Origin of the sequence: uncultured Kushneria sp. (genome assembly GCF_947497025.1) — a bacterium.
In the GTDB taxonomy this organism is placed as follows: Bacteria; Pseudomonadota; Gammaproteobacteria; order Pseudomonadales; family Halomonadaceae; genus Kushneria.
In genome coordinates this window covers 48,272-69,789 of the sequence record NZ_CANMFC010000002.1, presented here as the reverse complement: position 1 = coordinate 69,789, position 21,518 = coordinate 48,272, and the positions used below count along the sequence as shown (strand labels likewise).

At 61.9% G+C, this 21,518-nt stretch carries 22 protein-coding genes; 7 read left to right on the top strand and 15 right to left on the bottom strand.

What is annotated here, in order from left to right; genetic code table 11:
* Window positions 1–72 precede the first annotated feature (72 nt).
* A complete protein-coding gene (locus Q0931_RS03630) occupies window positions 73–1,638 on the top strand; it encodes a methyl-accepting chemotaxis protein (RefSeq protein WP_299257395.1) in 1,566 nt (521 codons plus the stop codon).
* Window positions 1,639–1,852: 214 nt separating this feature from the next.
* Here Q0931_RS03630 and Q0931_RS03625 read toward each other — a convergent pair whose 3' ends face one another.
* Window positions 1,853–2,056, bottom strand: a complete 204-nt coding sequence (locus Q0931_RS03625; protein ID WP_086621314.1) for a cold-shock protein — start codon at window positions 2,054–2,056, stop codon at window positions 1,853–1,855.
* A gap of 623 nt (window positions 2,057–2,679) precedes the next feature.
* Between Q0931_RS03625 and Q0931_RS03620 the strand changes: the two genes are divergently transcribed.
* Complete coding sequence (locus tag Q0931_RS03620) at window positions 2,680–3,384, top strand: hypothetical protein (protein WP_299257389.1); 705 nt, start codon at window positions 2,680–2,682, stop codon at window positions 3,382–3,384.
* Between the two features lie 83 nt (window positions 3,385–3,467).
* On the opposite strand, the gene Q0931_RS03615 is transcribed toward Q0931_RS03620, so the two are convergent.
* The 6 genes from Q0931_RS03615 to Q0931_RS03590 form a co-directional block, all read right to left on the bottom strand.
* The gene (locus Q0931_RS03615; RefSeq protein WP_299257387.1) at window positions 3,468–4,103 is read right to left on the bottom strand and encodes a nitroreductase family protein; all 636 of its coding nucleotides are present in this window, start codon (window positions 4,101–4,103) and stop codon (window positions 3,468–3,470) included.
* Between the two features lie 124 nt (window positions 4,104–4,227).
* Window positions 4,228–4,506: a hypothetical protein gene (locus Q0931_RS03610; RefSeq protein WP_299257386.1), complete on the bottom strand. Its 279-nt coding sequence runs from the start codon at window positions 4,504–4,506 to the stop codon at window positions 4,228–4,230.
* Window positions 4,507–4,644: 138 nt separating this feature from the next.
* Complete coding sequence (locus Q0931_RS03605; RefSeq protein ID WP_299257385.1) at window positions 4,645–5,295, bottom strand: serine O-acetyltransferase; 651 nt, start codon at window positions 5,293–5,295, stop codon at window positions 4,645–4,647.
* A gap of 46 nt (window positions 5,296–5,341) precedes the next feature.
* Window positions 5,342–6,253 carry a pyridoxal-phosphate dependent enzyme gene (locus Q0931_RS03600; protein ID WP_299257383.1) on the bottom strand — a complete coding sequence of 304 codons (912 nt, stop codon included), beginning with the start codon at window positions 6,251–6,253 and terminating at the stop codon, window positions 5,342–5,344.
* A 2-nt stretch (window positions 6,254–6,255) separates the two neighbouring features.
* Complete coding sequence (locus Q0931_RS03595) at window positions 6,256–7,461, bottom strand: MFS transporter (RefSeq protein ID WP_299257382.1); 1,206 nt, start codon at window positions 7,459–7,461, stop codon at window positions 6,256–6,258.
* Window positions 7,458–8,243, bottom strand: a complete 786-nt coding sequence (locus Q0931_RS03590) for an alanyl-tRNA editing protein (RefSeq protein ID WP_299257380.1) — start codon at window positions 8,241–8,243, stop codon at window positions 7,458–7,460. The genes Q0931_RS03595 and Q0931_RS03590 overlap by 4 nt, the downstream gene beginning before the upstream one ends.
* 274 nt (window positions 8,244–8,517) lie before the next feature.
* Here Q0931_RS03590 and Q0931_RS03585 point away from each other — a divergent pair, with 274 nt between their 5' ends.
* Window positions 8,518–9,921 carry a PLP-dependent aminotransferase family protein gene (locus tag Q0931_RS03585; protein ID WP_299257378.1) on the top strand — a complete coding sequence of 468 codons (1,404 nt, stop codon included), beginning with the start codon at window positions 8,518–8,520 and terminating at the stop codon, window positions 9,919–9,921.
* Here Q0931_RS03585 and Q0931_RS03580 read toward each other — a convergent pair.
* The 5 genes from Q0931_RS03580 to Q0931_RS03560 all read right to left on the bottom strand — a co-directional run bounded on the left by Q0931_RS03580 (window position 9,918) and on the right by Q0931_RS03560 (window position 13,720).
* Window positions 9,918–10,565, bottom strand: coding sequence for an HD domain-containing protein (locus Q0931_RS03580; RefSeq protein WP_299257376.1), 648 nt, complete (start codon window positions 10,563–10,565; stop codon window positions 9,918–9,920). The two genes, Q0931_RS03585 and Q0931_RS03580, sit on opposite strands and share 4 nt — an antisense overlap.
* Before the next feature lie 11 nt (window positions 10,566–10,576).
* Entirely contained in the window at window positions 10,577–10,915 is a 339-nt protein-coding gene (locus Q0931_RS03575; RefSeq protein ID WP_299257374.1) for a tRNA-binding protein, read from the bottom strand.
* Between the two features lie 85 nt (window positions 10,916–11,000).
* Window positions 11,001–11,816 (bottom strand): mechanosensitive ion channel domain-containing protein, encoded by an 816-nt coding sequence (locus Q0931_RS03570; protein WP_299257372.1) that lies wholly within the window; start codon window positions 11,814–11,816, stop codon window positions 11,001–11,003.
* A gap of 67 nt (window positions 11,817–11,883) precedes the next feature.
* Window positions 11,884–13,044, bottom strand: a complete 1,161-nt coding sequence (locus Q0931_RS03565; protein WP_299257370.1) for a hypothetical protein — start codon at window positions 13,042–13,044, stop codon at window positions 11,884–11,886.
* Between the two features lie 91 nt (window positions 13,045–13,135).
* A complete protein-coding gene (locus Q0931_RS03560) occupies window positions 13,136–13,720 on the bottom strand; it encodes a manganese efflux pump MntP family protein (RefSeq protein WP_299257368.1) in 585 nt (194 codons plus the stop codon).
* A 291-nt stretch (window positions 13,721–14,011) separates the two neighbouring features.
* Between Q0931_RS03560 and Q0931_RS03555 the strand changes: the two genes are divergently transcribed.
* On the top strand, window positions 14,012–14,353 hold the full coding sequence (locus tag Q0931_RS03555; RefSeq protein ID WP_299257365.1) for a zinc ribbon domain-containing protein YjdM: 342 nt from the start codon (window positions 14,012–14,014) through the stop codon (window positions 14,351–14,353).
* Between the two features lie 79 nt (window positions 14,354–14,432).
* Here Q0931_RS03555 and Q0931_RS03550 read toward each other — a convergent pair whose 3' ends face one another.
* The gene (locus tag Q0931_RS03550) at window positions 14,433–14,978 is read right to left on the bottom strand and encodes a VOC family protein (protein ID WP_299257363.1); all 546 of its coding nucleotides are present in this window, start codon (window positions 14,976–14,978) and stop codon (window positions 14,433–14,435) included.
* Window positions 14,979–15,329: 351 nt separating this feature from the next.
* On the opposite strand from Q0931_RS03550, the gene Q0931_RS03545 reads away from it, so the two are divergent.
* The 3 genes from Q0931_RS03545 to Q0931_RS03535 all read left to right on the top strand — a co-directional run bounded on the left by Q0931_RS03545 (window position 15,330) and on the right by Q0931_RS03535 (window position 18,406).
* Complete coding sequence (locus tag Q0931_RS03545) at window positions 15,330–16,700, top strand: amino acid permease (RefSeq protein WP_366941578.1); 1,371 nt, start codon at window positions 15,330–15,332, stop codon at window positions 16,698–16,700.
* Entirely contained in the window at window positions 16,697–17,653 is a 957-nt protein-coding gene (gene mmuM, locus Q0931_RS03540) for a homocysteine S-methyltransferase (protein ID WP_299257360.1), read from the top strand. The genes Q0931_RS03545 and mmuM overlap by 4 nt, the downstream gene beginning before the upstream one ends.
* A 150-nt stretch (window positions 17,654–17,803) precedes the next feature.
* Window positions 17,804–18,406: a hypothetical protein gene (locus tag Q0931_RS03535; RefSeq protein WP_299257358.1), complete on the top strand. Its 603-nt coding sequence runs from the start codon at window positions 17,804–17,806 to the stop codon at window positions 18,404–18,406.
* A 69-nt stretch (window positions 18,407–18,475) separates the two neighbouring features.
* Here Q0931_RS03535 and lldD read toward each other — a convergent pair whose 3' ends face one another.
* The gene (gene lldD, locus Q0931_RS03530; protein WP_299257356.1) at window positions 18,476–19,630 is read right to left on the bottom strand and encodes an FMN-dependent L-lactate dehydrogenase LldD; all 1,155 of its coding nucleotides are present in this window, start codon (window positions 19,628–19,630) and stop codon (window positions 18,476–18,478) included.
* Between the two features lie 52 nt (window positions 19,631–19,682).
* Window positions 19,683–21,377 carry an L-lactate permease gene (locus Q0931_RS03525; RefSeq protein WP_299257354.1) on the bottom strand — a complete coding sequence of 565 codons (1,695 nt, stop codon included), beginning with the start codon at window positions 21,375–21,377 and terminating at the stop codon, window positions 19,683–19,685.
* Between the last annotated feature and the right edge of the window lie 141 nt (window positions 21,378–21,518).

Here is a 21,518-nt window from a genome sequence, read left to right as displayed (position 1 = left end):
TGAAGCTATCATCAAGAAAGCCATGGCGGCGTCGATATAGCATGCTATCCCGTTTTGCATGAGCAAGTGACCATGTTGACTCGTTTGAAAATTGGCCCCCGGCTGGCCATGGCGTTTGGTATTTTAACCCTGCTTCTGGTCGCCAGTGCCGTCGTCGGGCTGCTGGGGCTTGGCAATATGAAATCTACCGCTGACAGGGCCATCAATACGGATGCCATGCTGGCGCAGAATGCGCTCGACGTACAGCGTCTGGCCCTGCAGGCGCGGCGTTTTGAGAAGGACAGCTTTATCAATATCGCCTTGCCCGACAGGGTCGCTGACTACTACGACCAGTGGGAGGGTTCCCGGGAGGCGCTGAAAGAGGTGCTGATGCAGGGCCAGCAGCTGGCGCCGACCGAGGAACTGCGAACGCTCTACGGGCAGGCGGGTACGGCGTTGGAGGCCTACGCCTCAGGGTTCCAGGCCATTCATCAACGTATTCTTGACGGTGAGCTGGTCAACCCGACGCAGGCCAATACCGCCTTTGGCGGTTACAAGGAGCAGGTTTATCAGCTTGAGTCGCTGGCCGATCAGATCAATACGGCCGCTGCCGAGCGCCTGGGACATGCGGATGAGACGATTACAGCCGCTTACGGGCGCACCATGACCAGCCTGTTGATGTTTGCCGGTGTGGCGCTGCTGGCGGCCATGGCACTGGCCGTCGTGATTACCCGCAGCATTACGCGCCCTCTGAATCGCGCAGTGTATGTGGCCGAGCAGGTCGCTCAGGGCGATCTGACCCAGGAGATCATCGTCACCGGGCGCGATGAAACCGCGCAGCTGCTGATGGCGATGAAGAAAATGAACGCCTCGCTCCTGACGCTGGTGAGTTCCATTCGGGATACCTGCCAGAGTGTCTACGCCGGTGCCAGCGAGCTTTCGCACGCCAGTCATGATCTGGCAACCCGTACCGAGCAGCAGGCCGCTTCGCTGGAGGAAACCGCGGCCAGCATGGAGGAGATATCCTCGACGGTAAAACGCAACACCGAGGCGACCCAGCAGGTCAATACGCTGACCATCGAGGCCACCGGCAGTGCCCGCAGCAGTAGCAGTGACGTGGTACAGAGCCTGTCACTGATGAAGGAGATTGCCACGCAGTCCCAGCGCGTCAACGACATCCTGGTCACCATCGACTCGATCTCGTTTCAAACCAATATTCTGGCACTCAACGCATCGGTGGAAGCCGCCCGTGCCGGCGAGCAGGGGCGAGGGTTCGCCGTGGTGGCCTCGGAAGTCAGAGCGCTGGCCAATCGCAGTGCCACTTCGGCCGGCGAAATTCGCCAGCTTCTGGAAACCATGAGTCAGCGGATTACTTCCGGGGTGGCGCAGGCAGAGCGCAGCGGCAGCAGCATCGAGCAGACCCGCAGCGCCATCGAGCAGCTCGCCACGCTGATCAATGATATTGCGACCGCCTCGCGCGAGCAGGATGGGGGCGTCGATCAGGTCAATACCGCCATCGCTCAGATGGATCTGGTCACCCAGCAAAATGCGGCCATGGTCGAGCAGTCAACCGCTGCGGCCGGCAAGCTGGAAGAGCAGGCCGGTCAGCTGCAAAGGCTTGTGGCGACCTTTCGGGTTCGGGAAACGGCCGTCGCCTGATACGAGCGGTAGCAGGCTGGCAGAAAGCCGGATATCAAAAGGCCCCGCACATGGCGGGGCCTTTCAGGATATATCGGCCGGGTATTGAAAATACCGGCACGCTGCATGGCGATGGACGTACCGATACTGATCCGACATACAAAAACAACAAGGCCCGCTTTCGCGGGCCTTGTTGTTCAGAGCCTTTCGGCTCAAAGACAGTTTAACCCGAAGGTTAGTCTGCCTGGACGTTCGCAGCCTGAAGGCCTTTCTTGCCCTGAGTCACTTCGAAGGAGACCTGCTGGCCTTCCTGCAGTGACTTGAAGCCTTCAGCCTTGATTTCGGAGAAGTGGACGAACAGATCGTCACCGCCGTCAGAAGGAGAGATGAAGCCGAAACCTTTAGCGTCGTTGAACCACTTGACTGTGCCAGTAGACATATTCGAATTTCCTTGCGCATAAAGCGCTATAAAAAGTGACCGGGTGTTGCCCCAGATAAAGCAGGTAAAACAAGGGGGATAAAACCAGGCTACCGAAGGACTTCGAGTGCAACTGACTATATTCGACTTGCTAACCAACTGAGATCATCGTGGCATGCTAACGGGGGCAGAGTCAAACATATGATCGAAAAGAATTCGAGATCGATGGGAATAACGGTCACGACGCCCCCTGATGGCGTGGCTCCGTCCCCTGCCTGTCAGCCCGGCTACAGCCCGCCCACCTTCAAAAAGAACAGGCTGTCTGATGCTGCCGGGCGAGACGAACACCGGCGCAGATACCAGGATCGGGCGAGCCGGCGCATGAAATGGATCGGTCGGCGGAGGTGTCAGCACCGATTGGCGAGGGGGGAGGCCCTGTCGTGCTGCCCGATTCCACCAGGATGATGTCAGGGCTGTGCCGAGATGCTCATCAGGACGATAAAGGATGTTTTTTATTGCTCTGGAAAACAAGGAACTACCTGACGGCCTTATTACAGATCAAGTTTTCGAGAGGTCTGCTCGGTGACGCTAATACAAGGCCCATGTTAATTCTATCGGCTACAGACACACTACAAGAACGGACGATGGAACACTACTGGCAGGCGCTGGAGCAGTCCCGGGAAGGCTTCATGGAACGCGGTGCCATGATGTTTCCGGCGTTATCGGAAAGTCTCGATGTGGATGCCTATGCCCGGGAGATCATGCAGGAGGTGGTGGGGCGTACCTTTTGTGCTTCCTCCCCAACACATGCCCGACTGCTGGATGCCCTTGAGGTGCGCAATGAGCTGGCCCCTGTGCTGCATGGCATGGCTCGGGAGCACTTTGGCTATCAGGGTAGCCTGGAGGATCAGTACCACATTGCACGCCTGGTTACACCAGGCAACAGCACCGAGCAGTATCGTGCCCATTTTGATTCCCACCTGTTCACGCTGGTCATTCCATTGATCATTCCCACGGCGACCGATGGCAACGAGGCGGGAGAGCTGCTCTATCGTCCCAACGCCCGGCGTCATCCCCGCAGCGAGCTTGAAAACACTGCCGGCAAGGTCTGGTTCAAGCGCTACGCCAACCGTGAACGTGCCACGCGGCTACTGGAGAAAAAGCAATTTACCCTTGAAAACTTTGCCGAACGCCGCCCCATGCTGTTTTCAGGTCGCACCACGCTGTATACCAACCGCGCAGTCAGTCTTGCCGCCTCGGGGCCACGGCTCACCCTGCTGGCGCATTTCTTTGACCCCAGCCCGCGTTATGGCGTCGGCAAGCTGTTGAGAACCCTGCGCCGGCGCTGAACAGGCATGGCGTCTCCGGTGTTGCCGGGAACGACACACAAAAAAAGCCCCGCATCGGACGGAGCCTTGTCAAACACCGCCCATCACTCGATGGTGACAACGAAATCGTCCCGGTCACGACGCACCCTTGCGCGTCCGGCGCCCGGGTCACGTTCGGGGTCGCGATAGCCCAGCGCCATGATGACCACGCTTTTGAGTCCCTTTTCCCGCAGGCCGAGCGCTTCATCCAGCCTGTCCGGATAAAAGCCTTCCATCGGCGAGGCGTCGACCTTTTCCAGCGCGGCGGCGCTCAGCGCTACGCCCATGCCGATATAGGCCTGGCGTGCGGCCCATTCCAGGCACGCCTCGTGGCTGCCCTTCTGATCCATCACGCCCTTGACCATATTGCGAAAGCCGTCGAGCGAACTTTCATCCTGGCCGCGGGTTGTCGCCATGTGGGTCACATGGTCATCGACCTGCGCCTTGAAGTCGCGATCGTGAACGGCAAAGACCAGCAGGTCGGAGCCTTCAATGACCTGTGGCTGCGGCGCAGCGTTTTCATGCAGGCGTGCGCGCAGTTCCTGGCTTCTGACATGCACCAGCGACCAGGGGTGCAGGCCAAAGGAAGAGGGCGCCAGCCGGGCGGCGTCCATGATCCGCTCGAGCGTCTCTTCGGGCACCTGCTCGCCGTTCAGGCGCTTGGCGGCGTAGCGCCAGTTGAGGGCATCGGTCAGTGACATGTCGGAGTCTCTCCTGGGTGATCAAACGGGCCCCGGGCGAGTGTTGGCGAAAGGCATCACGGCCGGACAAAAAGGCCCCGTCTGCACGCTGTGCAAACGGGGCCTTCGACACAGGGGGCGCGATTCAGTGTAGCTGACCGAACCTTTCGAGACGATCACGCAGTGCCTGTTCGGGGCCGATCAGATCGATCAGCTCTGCCTCGGTAAGCGCGATGTCACGATGTCGCGAGACGATGCTGGCGTAGTCATCGCCATCGGCCAGGGCCTGCTCGACCAGCAGGGAGAGCTCCTTTCGGTCGTTGATGGCGGCCGGGTCGAAGCTCTGACGATTACGCTCTTGCTGAACGCGCTGCTCGCGCCGGCAGCGCAGTAACAGATTGTCGGTAATAAAGGGGGCACTCATGGGCTTTATCCTTTGAGAGACGTACCACACCATGCTGTTGCGAAACCACGGGCGCTGTCCATGCGGCCTTGGACGCATGGAGCTGAACCATGTATCAGCGCCCGGCCAGCGCTCGGATTCTACTCCAGCGCTGAGGTTCTATTGGATCAGGATGGCGCCTGGCATGTCGGGTGGCTCGATAGGACGAGCGTGATCGGCCCAGGCGCGCGCCCGGGCGTGCAGGTCGCGGGTGATGACCGACCAGGGGTGAATGCGTACGTCATCCCCGATGACGATATTGCCGAGCAGCTGGCTGTAGGCGCCAATGCTGACCCGGTGGCCGATGGTGGGGTGGCGCTTGACGTTCATATTGGCGTTCATGCGCCTTGAGCCAATGATCACGCCATTGAGTACCGTGCAGTCCTCACCGATCTCGGTGGTTTCACCAATCACCGTGCCGGTGCCGTGATCGACCACGAAGCGCCGGCCGATCGTCGCGCCCGGGTGAATCTCGACGCCGGTGGCGACACGCGCAGCGTGGCAGAGCTTCATCGCCATCAGCGGCTCGCGCGCCCAGCAGGCATGCGCCAGCCGATAGGTCGACACCGCAATGAACGGCGAGCAGCTTTCCAGGTAGCACTGTTCAAGGCCCCGGTGAGAGGGGTCGCTTTTGATCAGGGCGTCCAGGTCTTCGGCGGCCAGCGTCATGGCCGACGGGTCATGACGCTCGCCAAGCAGCTCAAGTGTGGCGGGTTCCAGAAAGGGCATTAGCCGCGCCAGGGTGTAGTAGTAGATGTTGTGTCTGCGCATCCGTGGGATTCCGAATCAGGGCATACGGACCTGCCGGCGGCAGGATTCAGGCGGCGTTACGTGCACCGGTTGGCATCTGTCGGGTCAGGTCCGGGTACCAGTGCCCGCCGTCATAGCCGAGCATGACGATATGGCGCCCCTCGAGGGCGGCCGTCTCGCGTAGCTGCCCGGCCACGGCCAGACAGGCCCCGGTGGTGTTGCCCACGTGAAAGCCCTGCTCACGATAAAAGCGTCGCTGGGCGGTGATCGTGTCTTCAAGACCGGCGCGGTACACGTCACTGACCAGCGTCCAGTCCAGAAAGGGCGGGGCGACCCCCACGCACATGCCCTCCAGGCGGTGATCGACAAAGTGCTCGGCCAGCGTGTCGCAGCCTTCGGGTTCGACCAGTATGGATCGCACATCGAAATCCAGATCGCGCAGCGCCTGTACCACGCCGGTAAAGCTGGCTCCGGTGCCGGCGCAGCCGACAAACAGCAGCCGTCGTGAGGCGCTGGCACTCAACAGCTGGCGTCCCAGTTCGACGCCGGTAGCGCTGCGATGCGCCTGCACGTTATCGGTGTTGTTGAACTGATCGGTGTAGTAATAGTGGCGCCCCAGCGCGTGCTGGTGGACCAGGTGATGGTCGATGACCTCACGCGGCGTGGCACCCTCACGCAGCTGCGCCTTGCCGATCAGCTCGGCGCCCAGCCCCTCGAGCAGGTCGCGCTTGAACTGGCTGAACCCCAGACCGATGGCCAGCGCGACATCGACGTTTCTTTTCTGACAGGCGGCCAGCAGGCCAAAGCCGAAGTTGCCGCCGGTCTTTTCGATCACCGTGGTACGCCCGGGGATGATCTCGCCGGTCTCGATGGCGCGCGCCACGATATGGCTGGCGGCTCGGTACTTGTGGCTGCCGCCGGGGTTGTCCAGCTCCAGCTTGATGGAAAACTGCGGATCACAGGTAATCAGGCGACTCATGCTTACGCTGCTCCCGAAACAAGGGCGCCATGGCGACGCCTGGAGAGCACCAGCATGACCCACAGCAGCATCATGGCGCACAGGGCCGCCGTGATCAGGTTGGTGGTCTGCCAGCCAATGGTGGCCTGCAGCACGGCCGGCAAAAAGGCCCCAAGAGTCGCCATGACCGCAATGGCCATGTCGTTGATGCCCTGCAGTCGCACGGCGCGGGAGCTGTCTCCGATGGTGTGGGCCAGCAGCGCCCCGCCGCCGATGTAGGTGAAGTTCCAGCCAAGGCCCAGCACGATCAGGGTCAGTGCCATGCTCAGCCAGCCTTCGGTGGCCACGTTGAGCAGCGCCGTGGTGACCAGAAGGCCCAGCCCCAGGGTGACGATGAACTGATGACCGAAACGGTTGATCAGTCGCCCGGTGAAAAAGGACGGGAGGAACATGGCCAGCACGTGCCACTGAATGGCGGTGTTGACGCTGTGAAAGGGCGTGTCCAGGGCGTGCATGTGCAGCGAGGCCTGAATCATCAGAAGATTCATCACGCCATAGCCCAGCGCCGAGACGGCAATGGCCAAAAGCACCCGGCGCTGTTTCAACAGCCGATGAGGCGTGGCGATATCGTTGTCGGCGGACTCACGCGGCGGTTGTGAAGCGCTTTTGGGCAGCGCCATGGCAATGCAGGTGGCCAGTATCGCCAGCGGAATGAACAGGCTGTAGCTCAGGGCAAAGTGACCATAGCCCGGAATGTTCCACAGCACCGACGAGGCCAGCGGCCCGATGATGGCGGCCAGCACGCCGCCGGCCACCACCAGCGACATGGCCCGTGACTTGAGTCCTTTGCGCAGCCCATCGGTGGCGGCAAAGCGGTTGAAGTTGGCGAAGGCAATGTAGATGCCCAGCGCGCCATGGGCGATGGCCAGCAGCACAAAGCTTTCGCCCTGTACCGCCAGATAGCCCAGCGCGCCGGCCGCGGCGAGAAAGGCGTTGCCGATCATGAAGCCGCAGCGCCGGCCCAGGCGACTCATCAGCCTTGAGGCCGGGTAGGTCGCCAGCATCAGCGTCAGAAACTGAACGCCGTAGGGCAGGGTGGCCAGGGTGTCGTTGCCGGCAATTTCGGCGCCCACAATGGCCGCCATGGCCACCGACATGACCGCGGTGGTCAGGTTGATCGACTGCGCGCCGAAGTAAAGCCAGGTGCGAAAGGGCAGAGGCGTCTTCATGAGGCGGTCTCGACATGGCGTTCGGTGTCGACGCGATAGGCGCTCGTGTCGATATGAGCCTGATCAAAACTGCAGAGCAGGCGTTCCTTGCTCTTGCCGATGTTCTTGCGCCGCACCTGTAGCGGGCCCACGGCATCGGGCGTTTCCAGATGGGTGCCGCCGCAGGGAATGTAAAGATCGCCGTACTGCCAGAAGCGCGCGTCAATGTGCTCTGGTAGATGGTCGGTAATGATCGGCAGATTGTCGGCCATCAGACGATTGGCCTCGGCCTGGATGGCGCTGACATCCTCGGCGTTGAAGGGCGTCTCCACGAGGAAATCAAAGCGCGCGGCATCTTCCTTGATATGACAGCCGATGGTCAGGCGCTTGAGCTCGGATTGGTGCGCCAGCGCCGCGGCATAAAGAAAATGGCTGGCCGTGTGGGAAAGAGTGAGCCGGGCACGGCGCTCGACCTCGATGGTGACGGTGACCGGCATGTCGACCTCCAGCGCCCCCAGGCGGTCGATATCGTCGGGATGCACCAGGTGCAGGATCACGCCGCCGACCTTGGCCCCGGTAAATCCCTCGATGCTCAGCGGCGTGCCATAAAGCCTTTTGGTCCATATGAAGCGAAAGGTGCCCACCGGCGTGTCGATGGTGCCGATATCGGCTTCCTGACCGCCGCCTTCGGGAAAGGCCACGGTCCGGTCGAGTTCGATGGCCTCGGCATGCAGCGTCGCGATGCGCGCCTCGGTCTGATACAGATATTGATCAAGGTAATAAAGCTTGTCGGTGGTACGCATCTGACTTCTCTTCCTGTCGATAAACGCCTGATACAGGGACATGAACAAGGCCGGTGGTCGGATCGTGATCCCTGATGCTCACACGTTTTGAGAAGACGTGAGCCAACAGTCAAAAAGATTTCCGGCTAACTGTGCGCTCGTTTTAACAAACAGTGATAAAGTGCTGAAAAACCGGTAAAAGCGGTGTAACACCGTTATCTGGTAGCGTTCTGCAGGCAGGGCATATATCAGGAAGGAAAGGGCAGGACAGAAAAGGCGTGAGGGAGGCGGCCACATGAACAGCGACACGTTTTATCACCACATGCGCGCCCGGCTGCTGGCGGGTGAGTGGGCCGCCGGCCAGCGGCTGCCCTCCATTCGCCATCAGATCGCTGACAGCGGCGCCAGCCATCACGCCATCGTCAGCGCCTATGACCGCCTGGCCGCCGAAGGGCTAATCGAGGCGCAGCAGGGCCGCGGCTACTTCGTGACGGCCTCATCGGATACCGCGCGCAGCGCCGGGCGCCGGGCCGATACGCTGGCCGATCTGGCGGCCCGGGAGACCCATGATACGGTCATGCCGATGCACCCGTCGGACTCGCTGTTTGCGCTGCTGCAAAGCGGGCCCGAGTCGATCAAGCTCAGCGGCGGCTGGCTGCCGACCGAGTGGCGCAATACCGAGATGCTGGCCCGCGCCATTCGTCGCACCGCCCGCCTTGAGCAGCGTGCGCTGGTGGAGTATGGCGATATCCAGGGCTATCGCCCGCTGCGTCAGCAACTGGCCCGCCATCTGCAGAGCAAGACCCGCGCCAGCGTCTCGCCGACCCAGTTGATCACCACGCTTGGCGCCACCCAGGCGCTGGATCTTGTCATTCGTCTGTTGATTCGACCGGGCGATGTGGTACTGGTCGATGAGCCCGGCAACGGCAACCTCAACAAGCTGATTGCGCTGGGTGGCGGGGAAGTGATCGGCGTGCCGCGCACCTCGGCCGGGCCGGACACGGCCTTTATCACCGAGCTGTTGAGCCGGCGCCGGGTGCGCGCGTTTTTCTGTAACAGCACCTTTCATAACCCGACCGGCGGCAGTCTGTCGGCACGCAATGCCTTTGACATCCTGCGCCTGGCGATCGCCCATGATTTCCTGATCATCGAGGATGATGTCTACGGCGATTTCTCCAGCGGCAATCACCAGAGCTTTGCCGATCTGGATGATCTCGATCACGTCATCTACATCGGCAGCTTTTCGAAATCGCTCTCCTCATCGCTGCGCATCGGCTATATCGCCTGCTGCGCCGAGATGATCGAGCCGCTGCTGCAGTTGAAGCTTCTGACCTCGGTGTCGGTGCCGGGTTTTTGCGAGCGCTTTGTCAATACGATCCTCTCCGATGGCTCGTATCTGCGTCACATGCGCAAGGTGCAGCGCGACCTGATGGCACAGCAGGCGCTGACTCAGCAGCTGCTGCGCGCCCGGGGCTGGACATTTGACATCCTCCCCGAGGGCGGCATGTTCCTCTGGGCCCGCCACCCTGGCATACGCGACATGGACGCCTTTATCCACCGGCTGGCGGCCCACAATGTGCTGCTGCTGCCGGGTTCGGTCTTCACCGTGGGTAACCGCCGCGAGGATGCCCTTCGCATCAACGTGGCGCACTTTACGCCTGAGCTGGCCGAGCTCTTTGACCCCGGCATCGAGCTTTAAGCGTCACCGATCTCCTCCAGCAGCGCCTCCCGGAAGGCGACCAGCCGTGCGTGGCGCCGTGCGGCCATCTGCTGGCCGGTGGCGGTCTGGAATCTCCCTGAAAGCGTCAGCAGTTTGGTGGCGAAGTGATCCAGCGCGAAGCGCTGATCGTCCAGCGCCCGATCATCGGCCTGCGGGTCGAACGGATCATACAGCACACTGCCCATCTGACCGGCCGTATGGAAACAGCGCGCGATGCCCAGCGCTCCCAGCGCGTCGAGTCGGTCGGCGTCCTGTAGCACCCTGGCTTCCAGCGTGCGCGCTGCGATGCCTGCCGAGAAGCTATGCGCCTCGATGGCATGGGCCACTGCCTCGATGCGAGCACTCTCCCATTCAAGCGCGGCAAGAATCTCCCGGGCCTGCTCGGCGGCCAGCCTTGAGGCGCGGGCCCGGCGCGGATCGTTTTTGGGCACGTGTACGCCATCATGCAAAAGGGTCGCGGCCAGCAGCAGCTCGCGGTCACCGCCTTCCACGGCGACGATGGTCTGCACGTTGCGCCACACGCGTACCAGATGCGCCAGATCGTGGGCGCCATCAAAAGCGTCAGGCAACCGGGTCAGCAGGGCATCGGCGAGCGGTTGATGATCCGGGAAAAGTGAAGACATGGCGGGCATTTCTACATCAACCGGGTGCCCAGCGGCACGTCCTGGTCCGGCACGCATAGCGCCACGGCACCGTCCTCGTTGTGAAAACCGGTCACCAGACACTCCGACATGATCGGGCCGATCTGTTTGGGCGGGAAGTTGGTCACCGCCACCACCAGCCGCCCCACGAGCGTGTCGGAATTATACAGCTCGGTGATCTGGGCGCTGGACTTGCGCACGCCGATCTCGGGGCCGAAATCCACCTGCAGCACATAGGCCGGTCGACGCGCCTTTTCGAACACTTCGGCGTGCGTGATGCGACCCACGCGCAGTTCCACTTTTGAAAACTCATCCCAGCTCAGTGTCGACACGATGGCTCCTTTTTTAGCCGGTTTTCATGGCCTGGCATGGACGGTATCCCTGTCAGGGCCCTGCCCGTCATGGCGCCGGTTCCGGTTACCCCGCCGCGGCCGGGGCGGCCACTTCCGTGGCGCCCAGCGCCCGGATGGCTTCCTTGCCACGTACGGTCAGGTCGCTGATGAAGTGCCCCTGGTCGCGCATTTCGAACGGATAGCAGCGCAGTTCGATATGCGTGCCCACCTCGGTCTGCTCGACAAAGACAATGATCGGCTTGTCGTAGCACAGCCACGCGCTGGTCAGGGCGACATCGCGCAGGGCAGCGCGCATGCGCTGGGCATCGAAGTGGGGCGCCAGGTAGAAATCGACCACGCACATCAGCGTGCGCTCACCGTCGTTGGCATTGGCAATGTTGCTGTCCCAGAGCTTGAGGTTCGGCACCGTGATGATGTCATCGTGCAGGGTGCGAAGCGTGATGGCACGCATGCCCACCGAGCGGACTTCACCGTAGTCGCTGCCGACCTTGACCCAGTCGCCGGCGCGCCAGGGCGTCTCGAACTGGGCCACCAGTCCGGCGATCAGGCTGCTGATGTAGTCCTTGAAGGCAAAACCGACGGCCACGCCGACCGCGCCGGCAATCACCAGAAAGTTCTCCACGGTGACCTTGAACACCAGCGGAATGATCCAGGCCACGGCAAGCGCCGTGGCCACCAGCCGAAAGATCGGCACTGCGCCCAGCAGCCAGAGCCGCAGCCGATTGGGGCCGCGCTCGGCGATCCAGGGCAGGGTGCGCTTGACCAGCACCACGGCAAGCCAGGTGCCCAGAATGATCAGGGCAATGGTGCCAAAGTGAATATCGCCGATGTCGCGAATCATCCGGGCGGCTTCGGGGGTTGCCGATTCCTGCTGTGCCATGAAAACTCCCTGAAATGTGAGGCGCCGGCTCGGGCGAAGGCCGACTCATGGGCGATACGGGGCTGACTTAATAGCCGTCGAGTGGAAACCCGGCCGTGGCCAGTCCATTGCGAATGGCCGGGTAGGCGGCCGGGCGGCAGTAGTAGCGCCCATGATGTTCGGTGATGAAACCGGCGCGATGCAGCGCGTGATGCATGCCCTGAAAGCCGGGGTCGGGCAGCACGCATTCAAGCTCGCGGCCGCTGAGGCTGTTGTGAATCAAAAGCGCCTGCAGGATCAGCAGGGCCTGGGTGCCGTCGCTGCCAGGCAGCGAGAACTCCTCCAGGGCGACCACCCAGAGGGTCTGCTGGTCGTCGTCGCTGTAGTCGTTGTCTTCGGTGTCGCGGGCCTTTTTGAGACTGCGCTGCCAGATGTGCCAGGCCACCCAGGCAATCCCGCGGCTGCGGGCGGCCAGCGTTTCGAAATACGCCTCGCGCGGTCGGTCCTTCCTGTCGAGGGCAAAGATATTTTTGCCATTGCTGTTCAGGCGAAAGCGGGTGCCTTCAACGGCCTGCTGTCTGACGATGTCGGCAATCCAGCGGCGCAGGCGCGATTCGTCAAAGGGTTTGAAGGTCAGCGGCTCGGGCAGGATCAGATGCGCATCGACGGCCTTGCACAAAAACGCCCAGGCCCAGCTGTTGCAACCGATCACGCAGTGGCGTTCAAGACCGGCCAGCGATTCCAGCAGCGACCGGATCAAACCCAGCCCACAGCGATGGCGCAAAAACCAGTCTTCCAGCCGCGGGATGACCAGCACGCCGTCACCGGAGAGATCCAGTGTCTGCTCGGGGGTATCGATCAGCAGGGCGTCGCGTGCCGACGGAGCCAGCACTTCATGGTGATGTCGCCGCGCCCACTGCGACAGCAGGCCCTGCTCATCGCACGGTGGCAGCACGACCGGCTTGATCCACTGCCCGGGGGCGGGGTCAGCGGCCCAGTCCATCAGCGTGTCATCCAGCTCTGTCATCAGCGGGATACAAAACGGCGGCGTGGCCATGTCGCTGAACACGTCGGCGCTGTCGTCAAGGCGGTCTTCGGCAATGAAGGGACGCTGGTCACTGCGCGTCAGCAGCGTGCGCAGTCGCATCGCGGCCATTTTGACCGCGGCACGTTCGGGCCAGGCAGGAACTTCGAGGTCTTCCAGCGGCACCAGCGGATGGGGCTCGGGTGGGGGCGTAGTACGGATCATGACAAAAAAAGCGCTCCTGCAGCCGGGACTGTGACGGGATATAACGTAACGCCCTGTCACCTTATAGCGCAGGTCAGGCGTTCAGGCGATGCTACAGCAGGGCCTGAAGCGGCATCGGTGCATAGAGATGCTCATACAAAATGGCGCCCCCGAGCGCCATGAGCAGCACGCCACCGACGATTTCGGCCCGCTGGCCGATCACGCTGCCCAGCACGCGACCCAGCATCATGCCCGCGGTCACCATGATGGTGGTGGTCACGCCGATCGCCAGCGCCGCCACGGCGATATTGACGTCGACAAAGGCCAGACTGATCCCGATCACCAGAGCATCGATGCTGGTGGCCAGCGCCGTGAGTATCAGCATGCCCAGCGGCTGGCGCGTCGACGGCGACGGGTCGTCGTGCTGGGTCATGCCGGCGTATATCATGCGCGCCCCGAGCCCCACCAGCAGTATGAAGGCGATCCAGTGGTCCCACTGGGAAATTATCCGGGCGGCGGCCAGGCCAAGTCCCCAGCCGATGATCGGGGTAATGCCTTCGATGGTGCCAAACAGCAGGCCGGTACGAAGGGCGTCTGATAGTTTCGGGCGGGCGGCGCCGGCCCCCTTGCCAAGGGCGGCGGCAAAGGCATCGGTGGACATGGCAAGGGCGAGAAAGGCAAGGGCAGCAGGACGCATGAAAAACCAGAGCGGTTAAAACCGCTTGTCATGGGGCAATGACCCGACCGGGCAGGGCGGTCGAAAATGAGCCGGGATAGTGCCGGAGCTTTAAAAAATATTCAATAAAAACAATTATCTATAAACCGTGGGTGCACTTGTTGCCAAAAAGGGAATTGATTTACCTCGTTTGTTGTTGCGTCACGGCGGTCAATAACTTCGCCCTCATACAGGCTTGAAAACGGGTAACATGGCGCGCTCACGGCCCGGCTGATCGGGTCACGCTCTTTCTCTCAAGGACAGGATTTACCCATGGCTGCAATGCCCGGCTGCCCCGCCTGCGAGGCCGATTATACCTACGAGGACGGTGCCATGTTCGTCTGTCCGATGTGCGGCCATGAGTGGGCCCGGGACGGCGAAAAAGCGCCGATAGATGCGGAAAAAAGCATTCGTGATGCCAACGGCAACGTGCTGGTCGATGGCGACACGATCACGGTGATCAAGGATTTGAAGGTCAAGGGCTCATCGCTGGTGGTGAAGGTCGGCACGCGGGTGAAAAACATCCGTCTGGTCGATGGCGATCATGACATTGACTGCAAAATCGACGGCATCGGCGCGATGAAGCTGAAATCGGAATTCGTTAAAAAGGCCTGATGGTCGCGCGTTCGGTATTCATTCAGCGTCAAAAGGGCCGTCATCGACGGCCCTTTTATTGGTCGGTTCGCTGTCCGATTCAGCGTGACTGGGGGAGCCAGCGCTGCTGGGTCGCGACCTCGTCATAATCGGGTGCCACGGGAAGCTGCACCAGCTCGATGAGGGTGCCCCAGGGCGTACGGCCGAACCACATGCAGTTGCCTTCGCCGGCTTCCTGCGCGAAAAATTCCCTGGGGCCTTCAAGCATGGTTCCGCCGGCCTTTTCCATTGCCCGTCCCACAGCGTTGATATCCTCGACCAGCAGTGAAAAATGGGTCAGCCCCATGTCCATCACTTCTGCCGGCGTCCTGCTGCGCATCCCCTCGATTTCAAAGAGCTCGATATTGGGCCCCTGCCCAAGGCGCATCATGGAAAGCCCGACCACATCGGCTTTGGGATCGAGACCGTTGACGGCACTCATGTCGGCACCGTCCTGTCGGGCTTTCGGGTTATCCCGGGGGATCAGGCGATACAGCACGCTGGCGTCAAAGGCGTCGATGAAAAATCGTTCGGCGTCGGCAAGGTCCGGGACGCTCATGCCAACATGTTCGATACCCCGAGCGGGATGGGCGTGGCTATTCATCATTGAAGGCCCTTAGGGTGACAGTAGTAATTCATGGCGGATATTCCTGTCCGGCACGGCTTTCATTTAACGGATAAAAAGCCTGGCCCATGCTCGCTGAATCTCAAGGTCTTGATATCAGTAGCCACTGTTTCTGTAGCGTGGAATGTTTCACGTGAAACATCACCGGCAGTGAAGTGCAACACAACGGATGACGTCCGGCCCATGGCCCGTATAATGCGCCTTCTTATGCCTTTTATTTATTGAAAGGCGTTTTTTTATGGCAACCGGTAGCAGAGCGTCATGAGCAACACGTCATCCGATGGCTCGGAGATTCCCGAGCCCCATGGCACGTCCCGCAATTTCAAGCGCAGCATGCAGTCACGCCACCTGGTGATGCTGTCACTGGGCGGCGTGATCGGCACCGGGCTTTTTCTGAGCTCGGGCTATACCGTCAACCAGGCCGGCCCCCTGGGGGCAATTTTGGCCTACCTGATCGGCGGCGTGGTCGTCTATCTGGTGATGATGTGCCTGGGCGAGCTGTCCGTGCACATGCCCGAGACCGGCGCCTTCAGCGCCCACGCCACCCGCTATATCGGTCCCGGCACCGGCTATACGGTCGCCTGGCTCTACTGGCTGACCTGGACGGTGGCGCTGGGCTCGGAGTTCACCGCCTCGGGCCTTTTGATGGCGAAATGGTTTCCTGACGTGCCGATCTGGATCTGGAGTGCGCTCTTTGCGCTGATCGTCTTTCTGACCAACGCCTTTACGCCGAAGATCTTCGCCGAGACCGAGTTCTGGCTCTCGCTGATCAAGGTCGCCACCGTGGTGGTCTTCATCATCGTCGGCGCCGCGGCGATCTTTGGTCTCGCCGGGCCGGAAGGGCAGCCGGCCCCCATGTTTCACAATCTGACTCGGGAAGGGTTCTTTCCCACCGGGGTGATGCCGATTCTGGTCACCATGCTGGCAGTCAGTTTCGCCTTCTCCGGTACCGAGTTGATCGGCATTGCCGCCGGTGAAACCGAAAACCCGGAAAAGAACGTGCCGCTGGCCATTCGTGCCACGCTCTGGCGGCTGGTGGTCTTTTTTGTCGGTACCATCGTGGTCATTGCCGCCATGCTGCCGCGTGAACAGGCCGGTCTGGTCGAAAGCCCGTTCGTCACGGTTTTTGCCATGACCGGCATTCCCCACGCCGGTGACATCATGAACTTCGTGATCATCACGGCGCTGCTGTCGGCGGCCAACTCGGGGCTGTATGCCGCCTCGCGCATGCTGTGGTCACTGGGCGAGCAGCGCACCCTGCCGTCCGTGTTTGCCCGCGTGACCCGCGGCGGCATTCCGCTCAACGCGCTGCTGTTCAGCATGCTGGGTGGCCTTCTGGCGCTGCTCTCCAGCATGTTCGCCCCGGACACGCTCTATCTGGTGCTGGTCTCGATCTCGGGCTTTGCCGTGGTGGCGGTATGGATGAGCATTGCCGTGAGTCAGATGTGCTTTCGTCGTCAGTTCGTGCGCGGTGGCGGTGATCCGGCCACGCTGGGCTATCGGGCACCGTTCTACCCCTGGGTACCGCTGGGGGCCTTTATGGCCTGTCTGCTCTGCTTTGTCGGGATCGCCTTTGACCCGACCCAGCGCATCGCACTCTACTGCGGCATTCCCTTTATCGCCGTGTGCTATCTGGCCTTTTATCTGACCGACCCGCGCCGCAAGGGCGGGGCCGATTCCTCTGCCGTGACGGAGACCTCATGACCACGACTGTCGATCCCATTGCCCGCGCCCTTCTGGAGCATCCGTTGTTGATCGTCGACGGGGCGCTGGCCACCGAGCTGGAAGCCCGTGGCTGTGATCTCAACGACAGCCTCTGGTCGGCGCGTGTACTGGCGGAAAGCCCCGAGCTGATTCGCCAGGTGCACCTGGATTATTTCAGGGCCGGCGCCGATATCGCCATCACCTCAAGCTATCAGGCCACCATCGAGGGCTACATGGCGCGTGGCATGAGCGAGACCGAGGCACTCGAGCTGATCACGCGCTCGGTGGCCCTGGCCGCCCGGGCGCGCGATGACTTCTGGCTTGAAGCCAGTCACGAAGGCAGGCCAAAACCGCTGGTGGCGGCCTCGGTCGGGCCCTACGGCGCGTTTCTCGCCGACGGCTCGGAGTATCGCGGCCACTACGATATCGACGAGGCCGGTCTGGTGGATTTTCACCGCGCCCGCATGGCGGCCCTGGCGGCTGCCGGTGCCGATGTGCTGGCCTGTGAAACCCTGCCGTCTCTCACCGAGGCGAAGGCGCTGGTCACGGTGCTGCGTGAATTCCCCGACATGAGCGCCTGGATCACCTTTACCGCCCAGGATGGCGAACACATCAGCGAAGGCACCCGCATCGCCGAGTGCGCCCGCTGGCTCAACGATCAACCGCAGGTGGCGGCGCTGGGGGTGAACTGCACCGCGCTCGAGCATATTCCTTCGCTGCTCGAGCAGATGGCAGGCGCCACCGACAAGCCGCTGATCGTCTACCCCAACTCGGGCGAGACCTATGACGCCACCAGCAGGACCTGGCAGGGTGGCTGTGGTGTCTTTCACGGCGCGGGCTTTGGCGAGCAGGCCGCGCAGTGGTACGCGCGCGGCGCGCGTCTGATCGGCGGCTGCTGTCGCACCACGCCCGAGGATATTCGTGCGATTGCGGCCTTTCGCGCCGGGCTTTGATTTGTCGAGTGCCTGAGTGATGATGATGCCCGCCGTCCCGGCGGGCATTTTTTCGCCCGGTCACTTGTCGCGCTGGCCGCAAGCCAGTGATAAAGGGGCTACGCTGTCGTGCAGGCAAACCGAATTCAAGTTTGATCAGGAGTCATTGTCATGAAGTCATATCGCGTGCTGGCCCTTTTACCGCTGGCAGCCCTGCTCAGCGCCTGCGGGGATGCCAAAGAGGCCACTGAGGGCAACTTTCGCTCGGCGCTGCAGGATGATGTCGGCAACATGGGGCCGGCCGTCTGTCTGGAAGCGCCGGCACCACGCATGCCGTTTGTGATGGATCAGCGCGCCGTCAGTCAGAGCTCCGAGATGGCCGACCGCGCAAAGCGCGCCAATGCGCTTGCCAAGGCCGGCCTGCTCGAGCGTGAAGACCTGAGCGACGGGCGCCAGCGTTACAGGCTCACCGATGAAGGTCGCGACATCTATGCTCGTGAGCAGGGGCTCGAGCAGGGCGGTTTCTGCTTTGGCGAGGTGCGTATTGAAGGCGTCGATAACTTCACACCGGCTCAGGCCATCGACGGCGGCTACACCGTGTCGCACGTCCGCTACAGCTACAGGATTCATGACATCCCGAGCTGGGCCGAGGAAGATAGTCTGCGCAAGGCCTACAAGGGCGGGCTCGAAGGTCTTGAGGATACTCAGCACAAGCGCGCCATGATGATCCTGACCAACAAGGGGTGGCAGACCGAGCGCCGCTTCGCCGAATAAGCGCGGCGCTGGTGATCAAAAAAGGCGGCCCCCCGGGGTCGCCTTTTTCGTGCCGGAACGCCTGCCGGTTCAGTCGATGACCGAGCCGGACTGCGCCACCAGCACCTCCTCCCCGATATCGGCGATGCTGCTGGCCCCCGTCAGCGTCATGGCCACACGCATCTCCTTTTCGATCAGTTCCAGCAGGTTCACCACGCCGGCCCGGCCGTGGGTGGCCAGCGCATGGATAAAGGCGCGGCCCAGCAGCACCGTATCTGCGCCCAGCGCAATCATGCGGACCACATCAAGACCATTGCGAATTCCCGAGTCGGCAAGGATCTTAAGCTCTCCCTTGACCGCACTGGCGATCTCCGGCAACGCACGAGCACTGGAGAGCACACCATCGAGCTGTCGCCCGCCGTGGTTGGATACCACAATGCCGTCAGCGCCAAAACGCACGGCGTCACGGGCATCTTCGGGATCGAGAATGCCCTTGATGATCATCGGGCCTTTCCAGAAATCGCGAATCCATTCCAGATCCTGCCAGGAAATGGACGGATCGAAGTTCTTGGCCAGCCAGCCCATGTAGTCCTCAAGGCCGGTCGGGTGACCGCGATAGGCGGAGATGTTGCCCAGATCGTGCGGCCGGCCGTGCACGCCGACATCCCACGACCAGAACGGATGGGTGAAGGCCTGCCACATGCGGCGAAGATCGGCGTGTTTGCCGCTCATGCCGGAGTGCGCGTCACGATAGCGGGCCCCGGGCGTGGGCATGTCGACGGTAAAGACCAGCGTGCGAACGCCTGCCGCCCAGGCCCGCTCCAGGGCGTTTTTCATGAAGCCCCGATCCTTGAGCACATAAAGCTGAAACCACATGGGGCGGGAAAGCTCGGCAGTGACCTCCTCGATCGAGCACACCGAGACGGTCGACAGGGTAAAGGGAATGCCCTTTTCTGCCGCCGCCGTAGCGGCCTGGACTTCACCGCGGCGGGCGTACATGCCGCACAGCCCGACCGGCGCCAATGCCACCGGCATCGCCAGACGCTCACCGAACAGCTCCGTTTCAAGGCTCAGCTCGGACATGTTTCTCAGCACGCGCTGGCGCAGGGCGACACTGCCGAGATCCTCCACGTTGCGCCGCATGGTGTACTCGGCGTAGGCACCGCCGTCGAGATAGTGAAACAGAAAGGGCGGCAGCCGGCGCTGCGCTGCCGCGCGGTAATCGGTAGAGGCTGAAATGATCATGTTGGGCCCTGAATCCGCAAGGATGACTTTGAATATGGTGTAATCGCAGGCGCTAACCGCCCATGAGAGGGTCCCTGACGCCGAGCGCGTAGCAGGCCACAAGGCCGATGACACCGGTCAACAGCACGTAGTAGAGGGTGGGCCAGATCGTCTTGCGAAGGGTAATGCCTTCCCGTCCGATCAATCCCACCGTTGCCGAGGCCGCCACAATATTGTGGATGGCAATCATGTTGCCGGCCGCGGCGCCCACGGCCTGAATGGAGACGATGAACGCACCGGAGATGCCCAGCGTTTCGGCCACGCCGAACTGGAACTGGCTGAACATCATGTTGCTGACGGTGTTGGAGCCGGCCAGAAACGCCCCCATCGCGCCAACGGTCGGCGCCATCAGCGGGTAGATACCACCAACGCTGTCGGCCACGTAGCGCGCCATCGCAATCGGCATGCTTGGCAGGTCGGCGGCATTGATCCCTGAGTTGATCAGGATGCGCACCATGGGCACGGTAAACAGCAGCACGAAGCCTGCCTTGAGCAGCACCTGACCGGACTCGCTGGCCGCCGCGCCAAGTGCGCGCAGGCGCATGCGATGAAGCCCCACGGTCAGAAGTGCCACGAACACCAGGATACCGCCGGGCAGAAACAGCGGCTCGACGCTGGCACTGATGCCGTCCTCATTCAGAATATTGATCATGCCGAAGCTCAGCGATTTAAGGGCCGCTGTTACCTCGGGGAAAACGCGGCTGATGACCAGCAAGGCGCCCACCAGCACGTAGGGCAGCCAGGCCAGCCACTGGCTCATGGGGCGGGCGGCGAGATCGTCGATTCTGACCTGTAGCGTGCCCATCCACTCGGCCGGCCAGTCTTTGGGCTCGGCAAAGTCCCAGACCGTTTTAGGCGTCAGAAAGCGCAGACGGGCGGCGGTCACGACGATGACCAGACCCACCAGACCGCCCAGCAGGGAGGGGAATTCCGGTCCGAGGAAAATACCGGTGGCAAGGTAGGGCAGGGTCAGTGCAAGTCCTGCAAACAGCGCAAAGGGCAGAATCTCGAAACCGGCCTTCCAGCTTTTCTTCTCGCCGAAAAAGCGCGTGAGCATCAGCACCATGATCAGCGGCATGACGGTGCCGACAATGGCATGGGTGATCGCGGTGCCGTTGGTGATCTGCTGTAAAAAGATTTCCCAGCTCGAACCGCGCGCGACGAGCTGATCCGTCAGGGTCACTTTATCCAGCCCGGTGGTGACGCCGATGACGATCGGAGTGCCCACGGCGCCAAAGGAGACCGGCGTGCTCTGTACCAGCATGCCCATCAGCACGGCCGCCATGGCAGGAAAGCCCACGGCGACCAGCAGCGGGGCGGCAATCGCGGCCGTGGTGCCAAAGCCGGAAGCGCCCTCGATGAAGCTGCCAAACAGCCAGACAATGATGATGGCCTGCACGCGCCGATCCGGGCTGATGGTGGTGAAGCCGGCATGAATCGCCCGGATTGCCCCGGAATGCTGCAGCGTATTGAGCAGCAGGATGGCGCCAAAGATGATCCACAGCACGCCGATGGTGATGATCAGCCCCTGCAGCGTGGAGGCGAGAATGCGCTCGAAACTCATGCTCCAGCCAAACAGGGCAATCAGCACGCTGAGCAGATAGACCACCGGCATGGCGCGGCTGGCGGGCCAGCGCAGGCCGATCAGCAGTATGCCGGCAACGATAATGGGGGCAATGGCGAGCAGGGCTAGCAGACCGGGCGTCATGTTCATTCCCTCTCAGTGGTCAGAGGCAGCGTGTGGGCGGGGCAGGGCGATTGCGGCAGGCAGGCGGATCATGAGCAGGGCTCCACGCGTTATTGGTCTTGTCAGGTAATTGGTTTTACCAATTTAATTTGTGCTAATGCA